This window comes from Enterococcus sp. AZ040 (genome assembly GCF_050499185.1).
In the GTDB taxonomy this organism is placed as follows: Bacteria; Bacillota; Bacilli; order Lactobacillales; family Enterococcaceae; genus Enterococcus_D; species Enterococcus_D entomosocium.
This window is the reverse complement of the sequence record NZ_JBMHEW010000001.1, coordinates 1,506,411-1,526,080: the sequence shown is the minus strand read 5'-3', so window position 1 is coordinate 1,526,080 and position 19,670 is coordinate 1,506,411. Positions and strand designations below refer to the sequence as shown.

18 protein-coding genes and 1 pseudogene are annotated in these 19,670 nt (G+C 43.2%); 8 read left to right on the top strand and 11 right to left on the bottom strand.

Features of this window, described 5'->3' with window-relative positions; translation table 11 throughout:
- Positions 1-38: 38 nt before the first annotated feature.
- The 5 genes from IGK63_RS07020 to IGK63_RS07000 form a co-directional block, all read right to left on the bottom strand.
- Positions 39-656, bottom strand: coding sequence for an HAD-IA family hydrolase (locus IGK63_RS07020; RefSeq protein WP_016613374.1), 618 nt, complete (start codon positions 654-656; stop codon positions 39-41).
- A gap of 217 nt (positions 657-873) precedes the next feature.
- Complete coding sequence (locus IGK63_RS07015) at positions 874-2,466, bottom strand: TPM domain-containing protein (protein ID WP_005236304.1); 1,593 nt, start codon at positions 2,464-2,466, stop codon at positions 874-876.
- A gap of 140 nt (positions 2,467-2,606) precedes the next feature.
- Positions 2,607-3,956: a PFL family protein gene (locus IGK63_RS07010; RefSeq protein ID WP_008381372.1), complete on the bottom strand. Its 1,350-nt coding sequence runs from the start codon at positions 3,954-3,956 to the stop codon at positions 2,607-2,609.
- 8 nt (positions 3,957-3,964) lie between these two features.
- Positions 3,965-4,231, bottom strand: a complete 267-nt coding sequence (locus IGK63_RS07005) for an ACT domain-containing protein (protein ID WP_005236306.1) — start codon at positions 4,229-4,231, stop codon at positions 3,965-3,967.
- 103 nt (positions 4,232-4,334) lie between these two features.
- Positions 4,335-4,997 (bottom strand): 2,3-bisphosphoglycerate-dependent phosphoglycerate mutase, encoded by a 663-nt coding sequence (locus IGK63_RS07000; RefSeq protein WP_016613371.1) that lies wholly within the window; start codon positions 4,995-4,997, stop codon positions 4,335-4,337.
- Positions 4,998-5,390: 393 nt separating this feature from the next.
- Between IGK63_RS07000 and IGK63_RS06995 the strand changes: the two genes are divergently transcribed.
- From IGK63_RS06995 to IGK63_RS06985, 3 genes are read left to right on the top strand one after another with little or no spacing between them, the layout of a single operon-like run.
- Positions 5,391-6,872, top strand: a complete 1,482-nt coding sequence (locus IGK63_RS06995; RefSeq protein ID WP_016613370.1) for an ABC transporter permease subunit — start codon at positions 5,391-5,393, stop codon at positions 6,870-6,872.
- The gene (locus tag IGK63_RS06990; RefSeq protein ID WP_005230134.1) at positions 6,865-7,587 is read left to right on the top strand and encodes an amino acid ABC transporter ATP-binding protein; all 723 of its coding nucleotides are present in this window, start codon (positions 6,865-6,867) and stop codon (positions 7,585-7,587) included. The genes IGK63_RS06995 and IGK63_RS06990 overlap by 8 nt, the downstream gene beginning before the upstream one ends.
- A 17-nt stretch (positions 7,588-7,604) precedes the next feature.
- Positions 7,605-8,759, top strand: a complete 1,155-nt coding sequence (locus IGK63_RS06985) for a pyridoxal phosphate-dependent aminotransferase (protein ID WP_016613369.1) — start codon at positions 7,605-7,607, stop codon at positions 8,757-8,759.
- 154 nt (positions 8,760-8,913) lie between these two features.
- Here the strand turns inward: IGK63_RS06985 and IGK63_RS06980 are convergent, their stop codons facing one another.
- Together IGK63_RS06980 and IGK63_RS06975 are read right to left on the bottom strand one after the other, a co-directional pair.
- Positions 8,914-9,621: a DUF4811 domain-containing protein gene (locus tag IGK63_RS06980; RefSeq protein ID WP_016613368.1), complete on the bottom strand. Its 708-nt coding sequence runs from the start codon at positions 9,619-9,621 to the stop codon at positions 8,914-8,916.
- A complete protein-coding gene (locus tag IGK63_RS06975; protein WP_034872230.1) occupies positions 9,618-11,096 on the bottom strand; it encodes an MDR family MFS transporter in 1,479 nt (492 codons plus the stop codon). Before IGK63_RS06975 ends, IGK63_RS06980 begins: the two co-directional genes overlap by 4 nt.
- A gap of 137 nt (positions 11,097-11,233) precedes the next feature.
- Here IGK63_RS06975 and IGK63_RS06970 point away from each other — a divergent pair, with 137 nt between their 5' ends.
- The 3 genes from IGK63_RS06970 to spxB all read left to right on the top strand — a co-directional run bounded on the left by IGK63_RS06970 (position 11,234) and on the right by spxB (position 14,448).
- On the top strand, positions 11,234-11,719 hold the full coding sequence (locus IGK63_RS06970) for a MerR family transcriptional regulator (RefSeq protein ID WP_008381378.1): 486 nt from the start codon (positions 11,234-11,236) through the stop codon (positions 11,717-11,719).
- A 175-nt stretch (positions 11,720-11,894) separates the two neighbouring features.
- Positions 11,895-12,587, top strand: a complete 693-nt coding sequence (locus IGK63_RS06965) for an N-acetylmannosamine-6-phosphate 2-epimerase (RefSeq protein WP_034872229.1) — start codon at positions 11,895-11,897, stop codon at positions 12,585-12,587.
- A 127-nt stretch (positions 12,588-12,714) separates the two neighbouring features.
- Positions 12,715-14,448: a pyruvate oxidase gene (gene spxB, locus IGK63_RS06960; RefSeq protein WP_016613364.1), complete on the top strand. Its 1,734-nt coding sequence runs from the start codon at positions 12,715-12,717 to the stop codon at positions 14,446-14,448.
- A 77-nt stretch (positions 14,449-14,525) separates the two neighbouring features.
- Here the strand turns inward: spxB and IGK63_RS06955 are convergent, their stop codons facing one another.
- Positions 14,526-14,654, bottom strand: coding sequence for a hypothetical protein (locus tag IGK63_RS06955; protein ID WP_005236316.1), 129 nt, complete (start codon positions 14,652-14,654; stop codon positions 14,526-14,528).
- Positions 14,655-15,065: 411 nt separating this feature from the next.
- On the opposite strand from IGK63_RS06955, the gene IGK63_RS06950 reads away from it, so the two are divergent.
- The gene (locus IGK63_RS06950) at positions 15,066-15,611 is read left to right on the top strand and encodes an NfeD family protein (protein ID WP_016613363.1); all 546 of its coding nucleotides are present in this window, start codon (positions 15,066-15,068) and stop codon (positions 15,609-15,611) included.
- A 25-nt stretch (positions 15,612-15,636) separates the two neighbouring features.
- The gene (locus tag IGK63_RS06945) at positions 15,637-17,091 is read left to right on the top strand and encodes a flotillin family protein (RefSeq protein ID WP_008381386.1); all 1,455 of its coding nucleotides are present in this window, start codon (positions 15,637-15,639) and stop codon (positions 17,089-17,091) included.
- Between the two features lie 78 nt (positions 17,092-17,169).
- On the opposite strand, the gene IGK63_RS06940 is transcribed toward IGK63_RS06945, so the two are convergent.
- The 3 genes and pseudogenes from IGK63_RS06940 to IGK63_RS06930 form a co-directional block, all read right to left on the bottom strand.
- Positions 17,170-17,739, bottom strand: a complete 570-nt coding sequence (locus tag IGK63_RS06940) for a sugar O-acetyltransferase (protein ID WP_016613362.1) — start codon at positions 17,737-17,739, stop codon at positions 17,170-17,172.
- Between the two features lie 22 nt (positions 17,740-17,761).
- Complete coding sequence (locus IGK63_RS06935; RefSeq protein WP_016613361.1) at positions 17,762-18,271, bottom strand: cyclophilin-like fold protein; 510 nt, start codon at positions 18,269-18,271, stop codon at positions 17,762-17,764.
- Positions 18,272-18,395: 124 nt separating this feature from the next.
- Positions 18,396-19,351: pseudogene (locus tag IGK63_RS06930) on the bottom strand (alpha/beta hydrolase).
- Positions 19,352-19,670: the final 319 nt, after the last annotated feature.

The following is a 19,670-nucleotide window of genomic DNA, read 5'->3' as shown; positions in this document are numbered from 1 at the left end:
ATGTCTTACTTTCTTTGCACAAAAAAAGCCTTGATTTCTCAAGACTTAATGATTTCTTGTATTTCAGCCATGGATTGGACGGTATGGTCGGCGGATACATCTTTTAAGAGACCTTCTATATCATAAAATATCGTCTTGACACCTGCTCCTTGTCCTGCAAAAACATCCATCGTACGATCGCCGATCATGACGGTCTGATCTTTGTCTAAATGATATTTTTCGACAAGATAAATCAATGAAGTTGGATCAGGTTTACGGGGAAAGTTGTTTTCCGGTCCTACGATCTCAACGATCAGGTCTGCCATCTGTTCTTTTTCTAACAGCTCTTTTGTTGAAACGACATCGCGGTGGGTCAAAATGTAGTTCTTGCCACCAGCAGCAACCACGGCTTCTAATGTTTCTTTGGTTCCTACAAAGGAAAGCGGCAAACGATCATCCAGCGCTTCATTTGCTTTGAATGCTTTAGTGAACTCTTGAAAATCTAAGTTGTATTTTTCAGCAACTTTTTTGGAAGATGAATCTTTCAATATATAATAAATCTCCGCTGGATCTGGATCGAAGCCATACTCCTTCAATGTCTTAATAAAAGCTTTTAACATGATTGGGTAGCTGTCGTAAAGTGTTCCGTCAAAATCCCATATGTAAGATTGGTACATGATATCCCTCGTTTTCTCCCTTTTTCAAATGAATGAAAGTTCCATTCATTTTCTGTAACTCTAAAAAGTTTACCACACTTTGTTTGGTTTGTCTTATTTATCAAGGGATTTCCTCCACAAGAAAAAACGCCATTGACTATACAATCCTTCCGCTTGCACAAACCTACATGCAAGCGAATGTATTGCAGAACAATGAACGTTCCTCCTTACGAAAAAATTACCAGCTACCAGAAACACCGCCACCGCTGCTACTTCCTCCGCTAAAACCGCCAAAATCATTCGAAGAACTTTGTGTATCGGCAATGACTTGTTCTTGATGGGACACGTGATTATTCATCATCACAAAGAACAACGCCATATTCATCCCATGCGGGTCATACTCTTGGCGAGCATTATTTAAAACTGCTGCTCGATCAGAAGCATCAAATGAGGATAATTTGTTTGCTAAATCTGGGTGATTTTGATAAACCTGTTTCAAGTCAACTTGGAACAAGGCATCTGTTTTCACTTCCGCTAGAACATTAGAAACTTCTTTCGGAATGGCTTGTACCATCTCAGCATAGGTCGCTTTTTCCGTCACAAGTTGCGCTAAATAACGCCCCTGCTCATTGCGTCTTCTGATCTCTTCTTTGGCTTGCTTAGCTATTTCTGCTCGATACGCATCTGCTAAAGGCAAATTCTCAGGTAACACCGCATCAGATAAATCATAGTCTGCCATCCGTTCAGACACTTCCCTGCCTAATTGGGCTTCATAGGTTTTTAAGGTGTCATGTTGTGTAAGGATCACCTGACCGAAATGTTTGACCGTGGTTTTTTTCTTCATCAGCAAGTTTGAAAAATAAGAGCCAATTGCTGGATTCGTCAAGGCATGTTGGATAACTCGTTTATCCGCAGTCGACAATCCGGTGATCGAACTCAATTTCGCTGGCACGTAAGTACTCGTCACATACTGCGTAAATGCTTGTTGACAATCTTTTGCTGTCTGATACTGATGGTAACGCTGATAGTTCTTTCTATTGCTAGCCCATTTCAAGAAATCTTTCTGTTGGAAGTGACTATCTTCTAACAGATGTTTCGGCAACGGCAGGTGCTCTTCAAATCGCCGTTTGGTTTTAAGATGGCGAAAACTGATGAACCCGACAAGGCCTGCAGCTGCTGCCGCTACGACACCACTGACGATTTTTCCAATAGTGAACCACATTTGCTTAGTGGCTTCTGCTTCTTGTGCCTGTTTTTCTGCTAACATTTGATTGCCATCTTGATAAATCGTCCCTAATCCAATCGTTTCATCCGCTTCTTTCATTCGCTGATAGACTTCATTAGAAGCTGCCAATATCGCTGTATCATAATCTTCATCTCGTAATGCGTCTTTGGCATCTTCATCCACTAAATCATCTTCCGATAGCTCACTGAAGACATAGGATAGTCCATCGCCATAACCCAGACGAAATTCACGATCATCAATGGCAAAGAGAAACAATAGTCCATTATTGTCCTCTGGATTTCCTAAACCATATTCATTGAACAGTTCCAAATTACGCTCTTCAATCGATTGCCCATCTAAGGAAGGGATCGTGATCACAGCATATTCTGGCGCGCCAGTCAATGATTGGAACCCCTCTTTATTCAAGGCATCGATCTGTTCGATCGTCTCTTGTGAAAGGACCCCGGCATCATCGCGAACAAATGTCTGTCCAAAGGCAATTGATGGTTGAAGGACAAAAAATCCCATCAAACCAACAAAAACCAACATCCCAAGTTGGAAGATTTTCTTCATTTTACCACCCCTTTTTATCGTGTTATCTTTCATTGTATTCGATTCCAAACAAAAAAACATCCGCCTTAGGAATGAAAAAAATAGTAACAGGACCAAAAAACCTTTAAAAGACAGCATTCTGATTAGTCTTTTAAAGGTCACTTTATCATATTTTCTTACAAAATGAACACGAGCTAGTTTTTAAATGAATGGATCGGTGCGGGAATACGGCCGCCACGCAAAATGAAATCAGTAGACTTCGCAGGATTGGTTTTCATCACTGGCGCTGTCCCTAATAACCCACCAAACTCGATGCGATCGCCGATTTCTTTGCCTTTCGCTGGAATGATTCGGACAGCTGTCGTCTTGTGGTTGATGACACCGATCGCTGCTTCATCCGCGATCATTGCGGCGATCGTCTCAGCCGAAGTATCTCCCGGAATCGCAATCATATCTAAGCCGACAGAGCAGATCGCCGTCATGGCTTCAAGTTTTTCTAAATTCAATAAACCAGCTTCTACTGCTTTGATCATTCCTGCATCTTCAGAAACGGGGATAAAAGCACCCGACAGACCACCAACATGGTTGCAGGCCATTACGCCGCCTTTTTTGACTGCATCATTTAACAATGCCAAAGCAGCTGTCGTTCCGTGGGTACCGACAGATTCTAAGCCCATTTCTTCTAAAATCAATGCCACACTATCGCCGACTGCAGGAGTTGGCGCCAGCGAAAGATCGACGATCCCGAATGGAACGCCCAAGCGCTCTGAAGCCACGCGCCCGACCAATTGCCCCATCCGCGTGATCTTGAAAGCTGTTTTTTTGACTGTTTCCGCCACGACATCAAAGGACTCGCCTTTGACTTTTTCCAAGGCACGTTTGACGACACCAGGTCCGCTGACACCGACGTTGATTTCCACATCAGCTTCACCGACCCCATGAAAAGCCCCCGCCATAAAGGGATTGTCTTCCACTGCATTCGCAAAGACGACGAGCTTCGCACAGCCCATATCTGATGCCTCAGCCGTCTTCTTGACTGTTTCTCCCATCAGACGTACTGCATCCATGTTGATCCCAGCTTTCGTTGATCCAATATTGACCGACGAACAGACAAAATTGGTTTGAGCCAAGGCTTCTGGAATCGATTCGATCAATGCAAGGTCGCCGCCTTGATAGCCTTTTTCTACTAGTGCGCTATAGCCGCCGATGAAATTTACTCCGACTTCTTGCGCCGCTCGATCCAAGGTCTTCGCAACTTTGATACAGTCTGCGGGTGTCGGCTGGCAAGCTGCCACTACGATCGCTACAGGGGTAACCGAAATCCGCTTGTTAATAATCGGAATGCCATATTCACTTTCGATCTCTTCGCCGACTTTGACAAGATCTTTCGCTTTTGTTGTAATTTTTTGAAAAATTTTCTCACAGGTACGATCAATATCGGCGTCGATACAATCCAATAATGAAATCCCCATCGTGATCGTACGAATATCTAAGTTTTCTTCTTCCACCATGCGAATGGTTTCAAGTATTTGATTTGTCTCCATAGTGCCTCCTATAATTTATGCATGGTATCAAAAATCTCTTGATTTTGAATGCTGATTTTCACACCTAATGCCTGACCTATTTGGTGAAGCTCCTCACGAACACCGTCAAAATCCTGATTGGCATCCATGTTTAAAAGCATCATCATCGTGAAGTAATCTTCCATGATCGTTTGGGACACATCTAAAATATTGATTTCTAATTCTGCTAATTTCTGGCTGACACCGGCGATGATCCCAACCTTGTCTTTTCCAATAACGGTTAATACGGCTTTCATATTCTCCCGCCTTTCATTAAATTTTTCTTATTATAGCACAACAAAACCACATTTTCGATGTAACATCAAACGAAAATGTGGTTTATTCTTTAATTGTTCGTTATTACGCCCGTTCAATCAAGTTTGCTTGGCTATCAAACTCATAAATGATCGGCTGTGCGTTAGGAATATCGATCGTATCCATGTCATCTTTGGGCACGTCCTCCAAGTATTTGACTAACGCCCGCAAACTGTTCCCATGACCAGTAATGAGAATACTCTTATGATCTTTAAGTAACGGAACCACCTGATCTTGCCAAAATGGAACCACTCGGGCCACGACCATTCCCAGATTTTCTCCCTTAGGAATCAAGCGAGGATCCAAAGAATCGTAGCGTCGATCGAAATCATTTTCCTCCACATATAAAGGCGGTTCATCATATCCTCGACGCCATTTTTGCACCTGTTCTTTTCCATATTGTGCCACCATCACATCTTTATTGACCCCAACCAGTTGCCCATAATGACGCTCGTTTAAGCGCCATGTTTTGTGTACAGGGACCCAAAGCTGATTGCTAGCTTCCAAAACGGCATCACACGTGATGATCGTTCGTTGAAGCACAGATGCAAAGGCAAAATCAAAAGTAATCCCCATTGCTTTGATCTGTTCCCCTGCTACCCATGCTTGTTGCCGGCCTTTCTCGGTCAGCGAAACATCCAGCCATCCTGTCCAATAATTTTCGAAATTTGCTTCACTTTCTCCGTGTCGAATCAATACGACCTTCATCCTACCGCCTCCTCTTCACTTTTATTATCGCAAGAAATCAAAAAAATGTCTTATGTTTCGTTTTTTTTGGCTTCTTCTGAGACCATTTTCCATTTGTTCATTCAGTGTGGTCACATTTCTTTATTATCGGTTATTTTCAAAGTGAAAGATCGAATATATATGTTTAGAAAAAAGACGCTGTGCCTTCTTCACATTGCTCTTGGTTGGATTGCAAAAAAATTGAATAAATGGTTTTACGCTCTACAACATTTTTTGACTTTTTTTCTCTGACTTATTGACTTCAACTGATGTTATGCTATGATAGTTTCTATCACTTATATGTATTTTTATACATTTATTAGTTATTATTTGCATTTTTAATAGATGCGCAGAAAAAGTTAAAGGGGCGTTTACATGAAAAGGTTTAGTAAGGGTACTGTTTTATTAGGGATCATCACAGCATTGCTGCCGTTTTTCTTTGTCGGACAAGCACATGCAGAAGAAACTGATCCAATCTATGAAAAAGTCAAAGAAAATGGTGTATTGGTCGTGGGTTTATCTGCCGATTATGCACCATATGAATTCCGTGCCAATGTTGATGGAAAAAATGAAATCGTGGGGATCGATATCTCGATTGCCCAAAAAATTGCAGATGACTTAGGGGTCGAGCTGAAAATTGAGGAGCTTGGGTTCGACGCGCTGTTAGGGGCTCTAAAAACGGGTAAAATCGATGTCGTCATCTCTGGGATGGCTGCTACGGACGAGCGCCGCAAAGAAGTCAATTTCACTGACACCTATATGGAAGTCCAACAAACTGTTCTGGTTCGAGCGGAAGACGCGGATCGTTTCCAATCGACGGCTGATTTTGATGGTGTGGCTGTCGGTGCACAACGACAAACCACCCAAGAAGAGCTGGCAAATACAGAATTGACTGGCGCGACTGTCACCTCTTTGCAAAGGGTGCCTGATTTGATCACCAATCTAAAATCACGCAAGATCGATGCGATCGTGATGGAAGGTCCCGTTGCCGAAGCATATGTGACGGCGAATGATACATTGGCATTAGCCGAAAATGTCACGTTTGAAAACGGTGTGAAGGAGACCGCCATCGCCATCTCGAAAGAAGCGCCAGTTTTACTGGAAAAACTCAATTCCTCCATTGAAACCATCATTAGTAATGATCTTTTAAGCCAATACAAAGAAGATGCCTATCGATTGATGTTTACCGAAGATGGCACGATCGATGAAGAGCAAAGCTTTTGGGAAAAATATCTGCCTTTTTATATCACCGGAACTGGCTATACCATCTTCCTAGCCTTGGTTGGGGTATTATTCGGCTCTATCGGTGGCAGTTTGTTAGCCTTTATGAAGCTTTCTAAATCAAAAGCACTGAAAGTCATTGCCGCTGTCTATATTGAATATGTTCGAGGAACACCTTTGTTAGTACAAATATTTATTGTATACTTTGGAACAGGCGTGTTAGGCTTAGAGCTTTCGAAATTAGCTGCCGGCTGTATTGCCTTAGCACTAAACAGTGCCGCCTATGTGGCAGAAATCATTCGTGCCGGGATCAATGCCGTCAACAAAGGACAGCTGGAAGCCGCTCGTTCATTAGGAATGAATCAGATCCAAGCGATGCGCTTCATCATTTTCCCGCAAGCCATCAAAAACATCTTGCCTGCTCTAGGAAATGAATTTGTCACGGTCATTAAAGAGTCTTCGGTCGTATCGGTGATCGGTGTGTCTGAACTGATTTTCCAAACAGGCGTCGTTCAAGGGGCCAGCTTCAAACCGTTTTTACCATACGTTATCGTATCATTGATCTACTTTGTATTGACCTTCGCCCTCTCACGTCTCTTGGGTGTTGCTGAAAGGAGAATGAAAACTAGTGATTAAAGTTGAAAAATTAGTGAAAACATTTGGCGAGAATACCGTCTTAAAAGAAATCGATCTTGAAGTGACACCTGGTGAAGTCGTTGTGATCATCGGACCATCAGGAAGTGGAAAAAGTACTTTCTTACGCTGCTTGAACCTTCTTGAACAGCCGACCGGCGGGAAAATCACCTTCGAAGGCAATGATTTATTGGCAAAAGGGGTGAAAATCGATCAGATTCGTCAAAAAATGGGAATGGTTTTTCAAAGCTTCAATCTATTCCCTCATAAAACGGTGTTAGAAAATCTGACTATCAGCCCGATCAAAGTCAAACAGCAAGAGCAAGCCGCTGCCGAAGAGACAGCGAAAGGATTGCTGGAGCAAGTTGGCTTAGCTGAAAAAGCGGATAGTTACCCCTCTAGCCTTTCTGGCGGGCAGCAGCAACGGGTCGCTATTGCTAGAGCGTTGGCAATGGATCCTGATGTAATGCTCTTTGACGAACCAACATCGGCTTTGGACCCAGAAATGGTCGGAGAAGTGTTGACGGTCATGCAAGCTTTAGCAGAAAAAGGCATGACGATGGTGGTCGTTACCCACGAAATGGGCTTCGCTAAAGAAGTTGCCGATCGTGTCATCTTTATGGCTGACGGTATCATTCAAGAACAAGGAACACCCGAACAAATCTTTGAGCATCCGCAAAATGCGCGGACACAGGATTTTTTAAGCAAAGTTTTATAGAAATTGGAGATGACAAAATGAACCGTCCGTTGATTGCAGAACGTTTTTTACAACCAGAAGAAAATCTTTTAATGGAGATCGCCACTCTTGCGAAGAAAACCCCAAATTTGATTGATTTGTCGATTGGTGATCCTGATTTGATTACAGATGCGACGATCATTGAAGCAGCTTTTGCTGACGTCAAAGCGGGTCATACAAAATACACCGCTTCAGACGGTAGTGCTGATTTTATCCAAACTGTCGTTGATTTTTATCAAAAGCAATACCAGCTTACTTTTTCTCCTAGCCAAGTACGAGGAACTGTCGGTGCATTGCATGGCATGTACTTAGCTTTGGCTGCCATCATTGATCCTGGTGATGAAGTGATTATTCATGAACCATACTTTTCACCTTATAAACAACAAGTCGAACTAGTCGGTGGTGTGCCGGTCTTTATCCCGACCTTTGAAAAAGATGGCTTTCAAATCGATGTCGAGGTCTTAAAATCCGCCATCACTGAAAAAACTCGGGCGATCATCATCAATTCACCAAACAATCCTACTGGTGCTGTTTTTTCTCCAGAAACTTTTGAAAAAATCGCAGCAGTTGCCATTGAACATGACTTGCTGATCCTCTCGGATGAAGTCTATGAAGCCTTTTGCTTTGATGATACCTTTGTACCGATGGCAGCCTTCGCACCTGAGAACACCATCACATTCAGCAGTTTCTCAAAAGCCTTTGCCATGACTGGCTGGCGGATCGGCTACATGATCGCACCTGAATCGATCAATCTTACGGCAAAACTGATCAATGAGGCGATCGCCTATTCGGCACCAACCCCTTCACAACGGGCAGGTATTTACGCATTGAATCACTATGATACGCTCGTGCCGCAAGTGGTTGCTGTCTTTAAGGAACGACTGACTTACATTGAACAACGGGTTGCTGAGATTCCATTCCTTTCCTTATCCCCTGTCAAAGGAAGCATGTATGCCTTCATCAACATTGAACAAACGGGGTTGGACTCTGTCAGCTTTGTCGAGAAATTATTAAAGGAAACCAGTGTGCTGATGATCCCTGGGAAAGCCTTTGGAGAAACGACCGGCGATGGCTATGTTCGCTTAGCTGCCACCCAATCGTTGGACTTGTTAAAAGAAGCTTTCGACCGGATTGCCGCGTGCTCATTTGAATAAAGAAAATCCCACACACTAGTAGTGAGTGGGATTTTTATTGTTGATGGACACGACCAACATTTAGCAGCTGTTTCGCTAAATCACAAGTTTCATGTAGAAAAAGGGACAGAAGAATCCGATTTGATTCTTCCATCCCATGACGATCTACTCGTTTTTACTTTTTTGCTTCTTCAAGCAGTTTTGCCATCGCTTCTTTTTGATAAGCTTCTGTCAATTCAGCGATTTTTGCTTTTTGGGCTGCCTCGTCCATAGTTGGATCAGCCATTAATGCAGCTTGCATTTTTTCTTGGACATACGCTTGTCCTTGTGTTTTCATGGTGTCCGCTTGTTCTTTCGCTAAAGAAGCCAGTTTTTTTGCTTGATCCACACTCAAGACTTCCCATGAATCTGGTAATGAGAACGTATTGGTACGGCTGACATATTGGCCATCGTTATCAGCGATTCCGAACAAGAAGCGTGATAGGTCACTTTTATAAACCCAGCGCGTCGTTTTTGTTTCTAATTGAGCTGACTCAGCCCCTGTTTCCACGACATTGGTCACTTTATCAGTACCGGTTTGTTTTGGTTCCTCTTGATCAGTATCCGTTTTATACAGGTAGATTTTTTCCGTACCATCTCCTAATGGCTGATACAATAGTAAATCAAAATTCTCATTATCGGCACTAGAAACCAGTGCTGTTGTTTTAGCAGTCGTTTCTTTTTCCATTCCAAAATGGTAAGTCAAATTGGCCATCAATGCGACGACACTTGCTACGAAGACTAGACCTAAGACCAATGATAAACCTGTTTGCCGCTTGTTTTTGGCAAAAACATTCAGTACCGCAAACCCTAACACGCTAAGAACGATCAAAAGCAAGATCATTTGTCCGCACCTCCTTCAAGAACCGTCAATCGTGGTTCTTTTTTCTTTAAGGAGAAGGCGATCAAGAAACCTAAGAAACTAAAGACCGCTGCCACATAAAAGGCGGCATGGTAGCCGGATAAAGTCGCTTCGATTGCTTGGTCTTTGTAGGCCAAAGGCGTTTTATCCAGCAAAGAATCACTTGGCAAGTTGCCTTTGGTGACGTTTGTCAAGACACTGATCAAGATAGCCGTACCAATTGAGCTGGCTACTTGACGGAAGGTATTGTTTACTGCGGTACCGTGACTGATCAGATTACCAGGCAAGGCATTCATTCCTGAAGTCGTTACTGGCATCATCACCATTGAGATCCCGAACATCCGAATCCCATAAAGAATGATGATATGCAAAATCGGTGTATCTTTTGTTAAGAAAGCAAATGGTAAGGTTGCGGCGGTCAAGATAAACATCCCGGTGATAGCTAAACGTTTTGCACCATACTTATCAAAGATCGCACCAGTGATTGGCATCATGATCCCCATGATCAACGCACCTGGTAATAACATCAATCCTGAATGGAACGCTGATTCACCACGAATGTTTTGGATATACAATGGGAGTACCATTTCAGCACCGATCATCGCCATATTCGTGACCCCTGAAAGGATCGACGCCAAGGTAAAGGTCGTTGATTTGAACACGCGCAACTCTAAGAACGGATGCTCAATGTGCAATTGACGCCATGCAAAGAAAGCAATGAAAAAGACACCGGCTGCAAGAAAACCGATTACTTCAATACTGCCCCACCCTTTGTCACCGACGCTTGAAAAGCCATAGAGCAATGTACCAAAACCAAGCGTTGATAAAATCGCTGAGAACAGATCGATTTTCGGATGCGACAATTCAATCACACTCTTCATTAGAAAGAGCGCTAAGACTAAGACTAAAACGACGATCGGAATGACCATTCCGAACAAATAACGCCAGTCATAATGATCAATGATCCAACCAGATAACGTTGGGCCTAAGGCTGGTGCCAACCCAATAACGATTCCAGACATGCCCATAGCTGAACCGCGTTTTTCTGGTGGGAAGATCGACAACATGATATTTTGCAAAAGCGGCATGGAGATCCCTACACCAGCAGCTTGCACTAAGCGGCCAATCAATAATGTAGAAAAGTTCGGTGCTGCAAAACAAGCGATCGTTCCAGCCAGGAAGATGCTCATTGCCGTTAAGTAAAGATTTCTTGAGCTGAACTTGTTGATCAGCCATGCGGTGATCGGGATCATGATCCCATTGACCAGCAAGAAACCGGTGGTTAGCCATTGGACATCAGATGCAGAGATGTCAAAGGCATCCATCAAGGTTGGAAAAGCCGTTGTTAACAATGTTTGGTTCAAAACAGTACAAAACGTACCGATCAGCAAAACCATAACCAGTAAGGAACGATTGTAAGGTTTGCCGTAGATATCTAAAGGACGACTCGTTGACATATTTCACACTCTTTTCAGTATATTTTTCATAAAACCTTCTTTACTTTAAATCTTTCCCTAACATTTGTCAACCTACTTGACATAAAAGTAAAACAAGTTACAATGTTAACAAATACCTTTACAAGAATGGAGTCCGTATGTCTCATCTTTTTCGAAAACTCGTTGATAATGAAAACTTGTTGGTCGGCATCAGCGAACTTAGCCAAATGTGTGATATCTCCCCTCGCCAATTGCGTTATTGGGAACAAAAAGGATTTATTCAATCGGTCCCACAAGAAGAAAATGCCCCACGAAAATACCGACTGCCCACGGTCGTCAAAGTGGAAATGATCAAAACGTTTTTAGATGAAGGCTTTACGTTAGCCAAGGCTGTTGAAAAAGCAGACAAAAAAATCAAGACCGCCCATCATATTCGCAAAGTGTTTTCTGGGGTTTTACAGAATTTAGAAGTCATCAATGAACGGTTTACGATCATCAGTCTGGGACCAGTAGACGAAGACGGAAAAATCCTCCATATCATTCACGATGAAGAAACAGACCGATTGCAATACGAAGTGCTGTCTGCTAATCAAACGATCGATTTTGAGAAGTTCAAGCAATGCACGTCAAAACAAGCGGAATAAATGATTCCCTATCCTCACCTCCTAATGAAGCAAGCACCCTTGATGACGGTGCTTGCTTCTTTTTTGGTGTTCGCTTTCCTTTTAAAGAAGGTGTCGTTTCATTTACAAGGAAAAAGCCTCATGATATAGTCGAAGGGAGAAACGAACCTTTACAAGAATGGGAAGTGTCAAATACATGGAAAAAGAAGTTTTTATCCAACAAATCAAGGACGGAGTGATCGTTTCTTGTCAAGCATTGCCTGGAGAACCCCTATATACCGAAAACGGCGGTGTCATGCCCCTATTGGCAAAAGCAGCTCAAGAAGCTGGTGCTGTTGGCATCCGTGCCAATTCCGTTCGCGATATTCGCGAGATCCAAGCAGCTGTTGATTTGCCGATCATCGGAATCATCAAAAAAGACTATCCACCGGAAGAACCATTTATCACAGCAACCATCAAAGAGGTACACGAATTAGCAGCTTTACATATTGCGGTGATCGCCTTGGACTGCACCTTGCGCAAACGTCATGATGGCTTGACCATTAATGCCTTTATTAAGCAAATCAAAACTCTTTATCCCCATCAACTACTCATGGCAGATATCGCCACCTATGATGAAGGCATCAATGCCTTTGAAGCGGGCGTCGATTTTGTTGGTACAACTTTGTCCGGCTACACGGCGAACAGTCCTACCAATGACGAACCGGACTATCAGTTGATCCAGCAATTGGTTGCGGCGAAGGTTCCGGTAATAGCCGAAGGCAAGATCCACACCCCGGAACAAGCAAAAAAAATTCAGGATATGGGTGTGACCGGTATCGTGGTTGGTGGTGCCATCACCCGACCAAAAGAGATCGCCAGTCGATTCGTGCAAGAGCTTCGCAACTGAGTCGTTCATTTCCTAAAATAAGTCTTTCTATGCGCCTTGTGACAGAAGGCGCATTCTTTGTTGTCTTTTTGAGAAACGTTTATACTTAAAAGAGAACGAATGACAACAGAGAAAGCGAGTGAAGAAAATGACAAAAATCAATGCTGGTACAGCAATGATCAAGATTTTTGAAGCGTGGGGCATCGACCATATCTATGGAATCCCCGGTGGATCTTTCAACTCAACGATGGATGCTTTGTACCATGAACGGCAATCGGTCAAATATGTTCAAGTACGTCATGAAGAAGCGGGTGCGCTGGCAGCGGCGGCTGATGCCAAACTAACGGGAAAAGTCGGTGCGGTTTTCGGTTCTGCTGGTCCAGGTGCCACCCACTTGATCAATGGCTTATATGATGCCCAAATGGATAATGTGCCTGTCGTTGCCTTATTAGGACAAGTGGCTTCAAGTTCGATGAACTACAATGATTTTCAAGAAATGAATGAAAATCCGATGTTCGCAGATGTCAGTATTTACAATCGCACGGTCATGTCCCCTGAAAGTTTGCCCCACGTGGTGGATGAAGCCATTAAAGCCGCCTATAAATTTAAAGGCGTTGCTGTAGTAACGATCCCGGTCGATTACGGGTTTGCAGAAATCGACGAACAGGAGATTGCAACCGCCAAAAATCATAAGACGGGTGTTCTCCAGCCGGATGAAGACGATTTACGAGCTGCCCTTTCTTATTTTGAACAAGCAAAAAAACCTGTCCTTTATATCGGACAAGGTCTCTTTGGTCATTTTAATGCCATCGATGCTTTTTCTAAGCATTTCTCAATGCCTGTAGCGGCTTCTGTGTTAGCCAAAGGCATCGTGCCTGATCTTTATGAAAACTTTCTTGGATTTGCCGGACGGGTTGCGACAAAACCAGCCAATGAAGCTTTGGCAGAAGCTGATCTCATCGTTTTTGTCGGCAGTGACTTCCCTTTTGGACGCCGCTTTTTCAATCCTGATGCCAACTTTGTCCAAGTTGATATCGACGCCTCGAAATTTGGTCGTCGTCATCAGACGGATGTCTCCGTTTTAGGAGATGGTGCGACCGCTCTTAGAAAATGGACAGAGATGGCAGCCCCTCGTCCTGCAGATGCCTGGATAAAAGCCAATCAAGAAAACGCTCGGAATTGGCATGCATGGCGCCATAGTTTTGACCATGATGCGCAAGAGCCCTTGCGTCCTGAACCTGTCTATCGAGAAATCAACCGTATCGCAGCTCCTGATGCCCTGTTTGTCACAGATGTTGGTAATGTTACGATCCAAAGTATCCGACATTTAGAAATGACGGGTGAACAGCGTTTCACAACGTCTGGCTGGTTTGCGACAATGGGCAATGGTGTACCTGGTGGGATCGCCGCTCAATTGAGCTATCCGAATCGCCAAGTATTTACCTTTAGTGGGGATGGCGGTTTTGCGATGCAAATGCAAGACATCATTACTCAAGTGAAATATGATTTGCCAATCATCAACGTGGTCTTTTCCAATGACTCATTCGGCTTCATCGAAGCGGAGCAAGAAGATACCGAGCAAACCAAGTTCGGTGTGCAACTAGCCGGTGCTGATTTTGGTAAAGTTGGGGAAGCATTAGGTGCGAAAGGCTTCACGGTAACGAAGGCAGAAGAATTAGCATCCGTCTTTACACAAGCTAAAGAAAGCCACGGCCCCGTCGTGATCGATGTCAAGATCGCTAACGAACGACCTCTTCCCGTCGAAGAATTGAAACTGGATCCTAAACGCTTCAGTGCTGAAGAAATCGCAGCGTTTAAAGCAAAATACCAAGTCCATGATCTGCCAGCTTTGAGTGAGTTGTACGTGAATTCTGAGGAATAAAAAAAAAGAGAGAAAGACAGCAACCCTGTCCTTCTCTCTTTTTTTAATCGCTCATTTCGTGTTAATAATCCATCGCCTTACTTATTATAAATTTTCGGGCCTTTACGCATGTTTTTCCGATCATTTTTTGGGGATTCCATCTTTTTTGAACGGCCGCCGCCTTGTTTTTTCTTGATTAGTTCTAACATTTTTTCTTTTTGATCCATCGATTCCACCTCTATTTCTTAGCAATACGATCTGTCGGTTGAAAAGAAGTGTTCCTGACTTCTTTTATGTTTGCGAACAACTACTTTATTTCGATTGGGTTAGAAAACAAACGCTGCCTATTTACGTGTCTAGAGTCAGCAGTTCCTTTTGACATTTTTACTACCCTGATTTAATCTACTTTGATTTTGATTGTTTGTCAATGGCTCTTGAAAAAATCATGTGCTTTTGTTGCCTTCTCCCAAATAATAAACCACCATTTATTATATTATTTGATCATTTTATCTAATTAAATCGAATATTTTTATTATTTATTGGTATAATTATAACAGAATCTCTGTTCCTTTCTTTTGCTTCCTTCGTTCTTCTTCCGATTGTCTCCTAACTTTCGTCGTTCTCACAAATCACGCTATTTGAAAGGAGGTGGATATGTGCTGCACACTTATGCACCTGAGCAAATTTATTTGTATGTTTTGATTGGCTGTGCTATTTTAGCCTTTTTGCTGCTTCTGTTTGGGGATATCTTCGATTTCGACGGACCAGTCGATCCGATGTTAATTATTCCATGGTTTGCCTTTACAAGTCTCTTCGGTTACTTAGGAGAAACTTTTCTGTCTGGCTATTCGCTCCTACTTTTCGTCATTAGCGGCTGCCTTGCTACAGGGCTCGTTTTTCTCTTGAATTTTTACGTGCTGATTCCCATGCGAAATGCGGAAGCGACACTGTCAAGTTCTGAGAAAGATTTTGAAGGTCGCATCGCAACGGTGCTGACGCCGATTCCTTGTGAAGGAATGGGCGAAATTCAACTCACAAGTGTCACTGGTTCAAGCAATCGACCAGCTACGGCTTTCCAACCAATCGATGAACCATTAGCAGCTGGATCGAAGGTTTTGATTATTGAAGTCAAAGAACGAGTTTGCTACGTCGTTCCTTACACAAAAAAATTTTTGGATAACTAAACTAAATCACTAAAGAGGTGTATCTATGGATATTCTATTATCACCAATCGTTTTCCCGATCGCCATCGTGGCATTCATTTTATTAATGCTTTTGATCGTCTTTGTCACGAAATATCAAACAGCCAAGCCCGATGAAGCATTGATCATCAGCGGAAGCTATCTAGGTAGCAAAAATGTACACGCCGATGAAAGCAACAACAAAATCAAAATCGTGCGTGGTGGCGGAGCCTTTGTTTTGCCAGTGTTTCAACGATCGAATCGAATCAGTTTGCTCTCCAGCAAGCTGGATGTCTCAACGCCGGAAGTCTACACTGAACAAGGGGTTCCCGTGATGTGTGACGGAACTTCCATTATTAAGATCGGCTCATCCGTGGAAGAAATTGCAACGGCAGCGGAACAATTTCTAGGAAAAACCCGTGAAGAATTAGAAAATGAAGCGCGGGAAGTGCTAGAAGGCCATTTGCGTTCGATCCTTGGTTCAATGACTGTGGAAGAAATTTATCAAAATCGCGACAAATTCAGCCAAAGTGTGCAAGAAGTAGCCTCTGTCGATCTAGCGAAAATGGGCTTGATCATTGTCTCCTTTACGATCAAAGAAGTACGAGACAAAAACGGCTATTTGGATTCTCTTGGAAAGCCTAGAATCGCCCAAGTCAAACGGGATGCTGAAATTGCGGAAGCTGAAGCACTGAAAGAAACCCGCATCAAAAAAGCCCAATCGGAACAAGAATCGCAAACAGCGGAATCAAAACGCATGACCGAAATCGCTGAAGCATTGAAGGAAAAAGAATTGAAGCTGGCGCTTTATAAGAAAGAACAAGACATCGCCAAAGCCGATGCCGATCAAGCCTATCATCTACAAAGTGCCATCATGAAACAAAAAGTCCGAGAACAAGAGATTGAAGTCGAAGTCGTTGAACGACAAAAACAAATCGAATTGGAAGAAAAAGAAATCTTGCGTCGTGAGAAGCAATTTGATTCAGAGATCAAGAAAAAAGCCGATGCGGATCGTTATGCGCTTGAACAAGAAGCGCTAGCCAAAAAAGCATCTGCCTTAGCTACCACTGAAGCCGAGCAATTTCGAACAGAGTCCTTGGCAAAAGCCGAAGCCGATAAGATTCGTTTGATCGGTTTGGCAGAAGCCGAAACCACTTTGGCGAAAGGAACGGCAGAAGCCGAAACGAAAGAAAAAGTCGCTGAAGCCTTCAAGAAATACGATGAAGCAGCCATTCTGAGCATGATCGTCGAGATCCTGCCACAATTAGTCAAAGAAGCAGCCGCACCATTAGGCAATATCGATAAAATTTCAGTCGTTGATACAGGATCAGGTGAAGGTGGCGGTGCCAATCGTGTCACCAATTACGCCACCAATCTCTTATCGACCACACAAGAAACGTTGAAAGAAACCCTCGGTCTTGATGTGAAATCGTTGATTGAAAACTTCGCCGGTTCCACTACGAGCGAGCCGCCTCAAGAATAAGAAAACTGCTGTTCGTCTTCATCGCTTTACAAGCGACAAGGCGAACAGCAGTTTTTTTCTTACTCATTGCTATTATGCTTACTCAGTAACCTCTTTGACATATTTTGCAGGTACACCAGCCACGATCGTGCGCTCAGCGACATCTTTGGTCACCACCGACCCAGCAGCAATGATCGCATGGTCGCCGATGGTCACACCGGCAACGATCGTTGTATTTGAGCCTATCCAAACATTCTTCCCGATCGTGATGGATGCCGGATAAAGTGTGCCACGATCTTCAAGATGAAAGCCATGATTCAAGGTAGCTAAAACAACGTTATGCCCAATCAGGGCACCATCACCAATCGTAATCCCTCCTTGGTCTTGAAAATGACAACCCGCATTGATAAAGACATCTTTGCCAATGCTGATATTCTTGCCATAATCTGTATAAAAGGGTGGAAACAGCGAAAAAGTCGGCTCAACTGGTTTTCCTGTCAATTGGGCAAAAAGTTCTTGTAACTCATCAGACTCATGGTAGACTGTATTGATTTTCATCGTGATTTTTCTCGCCTTAGCACTCAGAGCTACCATTTGTTTGGAAGCTTGCGAACCGGCAAGTAAGGGTTCGCCACTTGCCATGAGTTTGTTTAATTGATCGATCGTCATGTGTTTTTCTCCTATTCATTTGTTATTCACGAGGATTTCTTAACGAAAAAATAACCTCTACGTCTTCCGCCCCAAGTACTTCTTTTAACCCCGTCGGATCTTCAATGACACCGATACGATTATAGCCACCATAAGAATTGGTAAAGGTCTGATAAAACAGCACCAACGTATGACTATTCCAGCTCATGATTTCTCCTTCGTGAATGATCTCCGGCCGTTCTGTAGTCATTTCTGGCAAATTCTCAGAAAAACGATAATATTTCTCGTTGTTGTTCAAATCACTCATTGTCACCGTAAAGGGCATTTGATTCATTAGGTGCTCAGACACCTCATTTTCATAAAACTTCGCTAGAAAATTCTGTTGACCAACCGTAATGACGACAGCTGTTGCTGCTGAAAACTGCTGGACATTCTCTTGGCTAGCTTCCGATGAAGTTTCGTTAGCGGATTGCATATTGGTTCTCTCTGTTTCGCTTGTCCCACAGGCACTTAATAAGAACAGCAAAATAGCGGATATCAATTTTATAAGCATCTCTTCGCTCCTTTCTGGTGATGATTCTATGTAGAAGCGGGCAACTGAATGCGTATTTTCAAAAAAACACGACTGCTCAGCAGAGGCAGAGTGACCGAACAGTCGTGAAGATCGTTGTGGCTATTTAGTTCAAATGTTCTTGGAAGAATTGGGTCATTTGATCAAAAGGAATTACGTCTGTTTGATCATATAGATCAACGTGCGAAGCATTAGGAATGACCGTCAACTCTTTGTTATCGCCTTGTAATTGCTCAAAGGCGTCTTGACTGAAGTAAAGAGAGTGGGCTTCTTCTCCATGGAGTAATAAAACGGCGCTTTGGATCTCATCGATATACGACAAGAGCGGCATATTTAAGAACGACAGCGATGATGTCATGTTCCAACCGTCATTGGAATTTAACGAACGTTCATGATAGCCGCGTTCCGTTTTGTAGTAATCAAAATAATCTTGCATAAAGACCGGTGCATCCTCCGGTAGTGTATCTGGCACTCCACCTGCTCTTTCGTAGCTACCGTTAGCAAAATCAACGGTCCGCTGGGCGTTCAGCTGTTGGCGCAATTCATGACGTCCTTCAGCCCCCATCTCATCAAAATACCCCTGAGCATTGACTCTCGACATGTCATACATCGTGGCGGAAACCGTCGCTTTCACACGGGTATCAATGCCATCCCGCCCCAACCGCAAATTCCGATCAAGCTGATTCTTTCTTCATCTACATTTTCTTGGACTGACAAAAAATCGACTGCTGCCTGAAAGTCTTCTGTATTGATATCTGGTGATGCCACATAGCGTGGTTCCCCACCGCTTTCGCCTGTGTATGAAGGATCAAAAGCGATCGTAACAAAACCTCGTTCAGCCATCGTTTGGGCATATAGACCAGATGTCTGTTCTTTGACTGCCCCAAAGGGTCCGCTAACCGCGATTGCTGGAAGTGGTCCTTGCGCATCAATTGGTTCATAAAGATCAGCAACTAAAGTGATGCCGTAGCGATTTTCAAAAGTTACTTTTCGGTGATTCACCGTGTCACTTTCTGGGAAAACTTTGTCCCATTCATCTGTAAATGAAACATTTTCTGTCATCGTTTCTCCTCCTGAACTGGCTTGTGTTGCTTCGTTTGCCGCCTCGTTATTGCTGCTGCAAGCACCTAAAATAAGTGGTGCTAGCATCAATAGTGATACAAGTGTCTTTTTTTGCCAATTTTTCATTTCATTCGCCTTCTTTCATGGTCAATCATCCTGTACCTTAGGGCGACATATACAACTTCTTTTCTCTTTTGATCTTTTGTTGATTACCGGTAACTCATAGATCAAAAGAGTGATTCTCGGATTAAATCTATTGTACTTCGCGATCTTTTCCATGTAAAATATCAATATCAAATACCTAACTATTCATTATACG

What these genes read in the sequence shown, in the direction of transcription:
- IGK63_RS07020 (WP_016613374.1), bottom strand. Translation starts at nt 656, where the DNA reads ATGTACCAATCTTACATATGGGATTTTGACGGAACACTTTACGACAGC.
- IGK63_RS07015 (WP_005236304.1), bottom strand. Translation starts at nt 2,466, where the DNA reads ATGAAAGATAACACGATAAAAAGGGGTGGTAAAATGAAGAAAATCTTC.
- IGK63_RS07010 (WP_008381372.1), bottom strand. Translation starts at nt 3,956, where the DNA reads ATGGAGACAAATCAAATACTTGAAACCATTCGCATGGTGGAAGAAGAA.
- IGK63_RS07005 (WP_005236306.1), bottom strand. Translation starts at nt 4,231, where the DNA reads ATGAAAGCCGTATTAACCGTTATTGGAAAAGACAAGGTTGGGATCATC.
- IGK63_RS07000 (WP_016613371.1), bottom strand. Translation starts at nt 4,997, where the DNA reads ATGAAGGTCGTATTGATTCGACACGGAGAAAGTGAAGCAAATTTCGAA.
- IGK63_RS06995 (WP_016613370.1), top strand. Translation starts at nt 5,391, where the DNA reads ATGAAAAGGTTTAGTAAGGGTACTGTTTTATTAGGGATCATCACAGCA.
- IGK63_RS06985 (WP_016613369.1), top strand. Translation starts at nt 7,605, where the DNA reads ATGAACCGTCCGTTGATTGCAGAACGTTTTTTACAACCAGAAGAAAAT.
- IGK63_RS06980 (WP_016613368.1), bottom strand. Translation starts at nt 9,621, where the DNA reads ATGATCTTGCTTTTGATCGTTCTTAGCGTGTTAGGGTTTGCGGTACTG.
- IGK63_RS06975 (WP_034872230.1), bottom strand. Translation starts at nt 11,096, where the DNA reads ATGTCAACGAGTCGTCCTTTAGATATCTACGGCAAACCTTACAATCGT.
- IGK63_RS06970 (WP_008381378.1), top strand. Translation starts at nt 11,234, where the DNA reads ATGTCTCATCTTTTTCGAAAACTCGTTGATAATGAAAACTTGTTGGTC.
- IGK63_RS06965 (WP_034872229.1), top strand. Translation starts at nt 11,895, where the DNA reads ATGGAAAAAGAAGTTTTTATCCAACAAATCAAGGACGGAGTGATCGTT.
- spxB (WP_016613364.1), top strand. Translation starts at nt 12,715, where the DNA reads ATGACAAAAATCAATGCTGGTACAGCAATGATCAAGATTTTTGAAGCG.
- IGK63_RS06955 (WP_005236316.1), bottom strand. Translation starts at nt 14,654, where the DNA reads ATGGATCAAAAAGAAAAAATGTTAGAACTAATCAAGAAAAAACAAGGC.
- IGK63_RS06945 (WP_008381386.1), top strand. Translation starts at nt 15,637, where the DNA reads ATGGATATTCTATTATCACCAATCGTTTTCCCGATCGCCATCGTGGCA.
- IGK63_RS06940 (WP_016613362.1), bottom strand. Translation starts at nt 17,739, where the DNA reads ATGACGATCGATCAATTAAACAAACTCATGGCAAGTGGCGAACCCTTA.
- IGK63_RS06935 (WP_016613361.1), bottom strand. Translation starts at nt 18,271, where the DNA reads ATGCTTATAAAATTGATATCCGCTATTTTGCTGTTCTTATTAAGTGCC.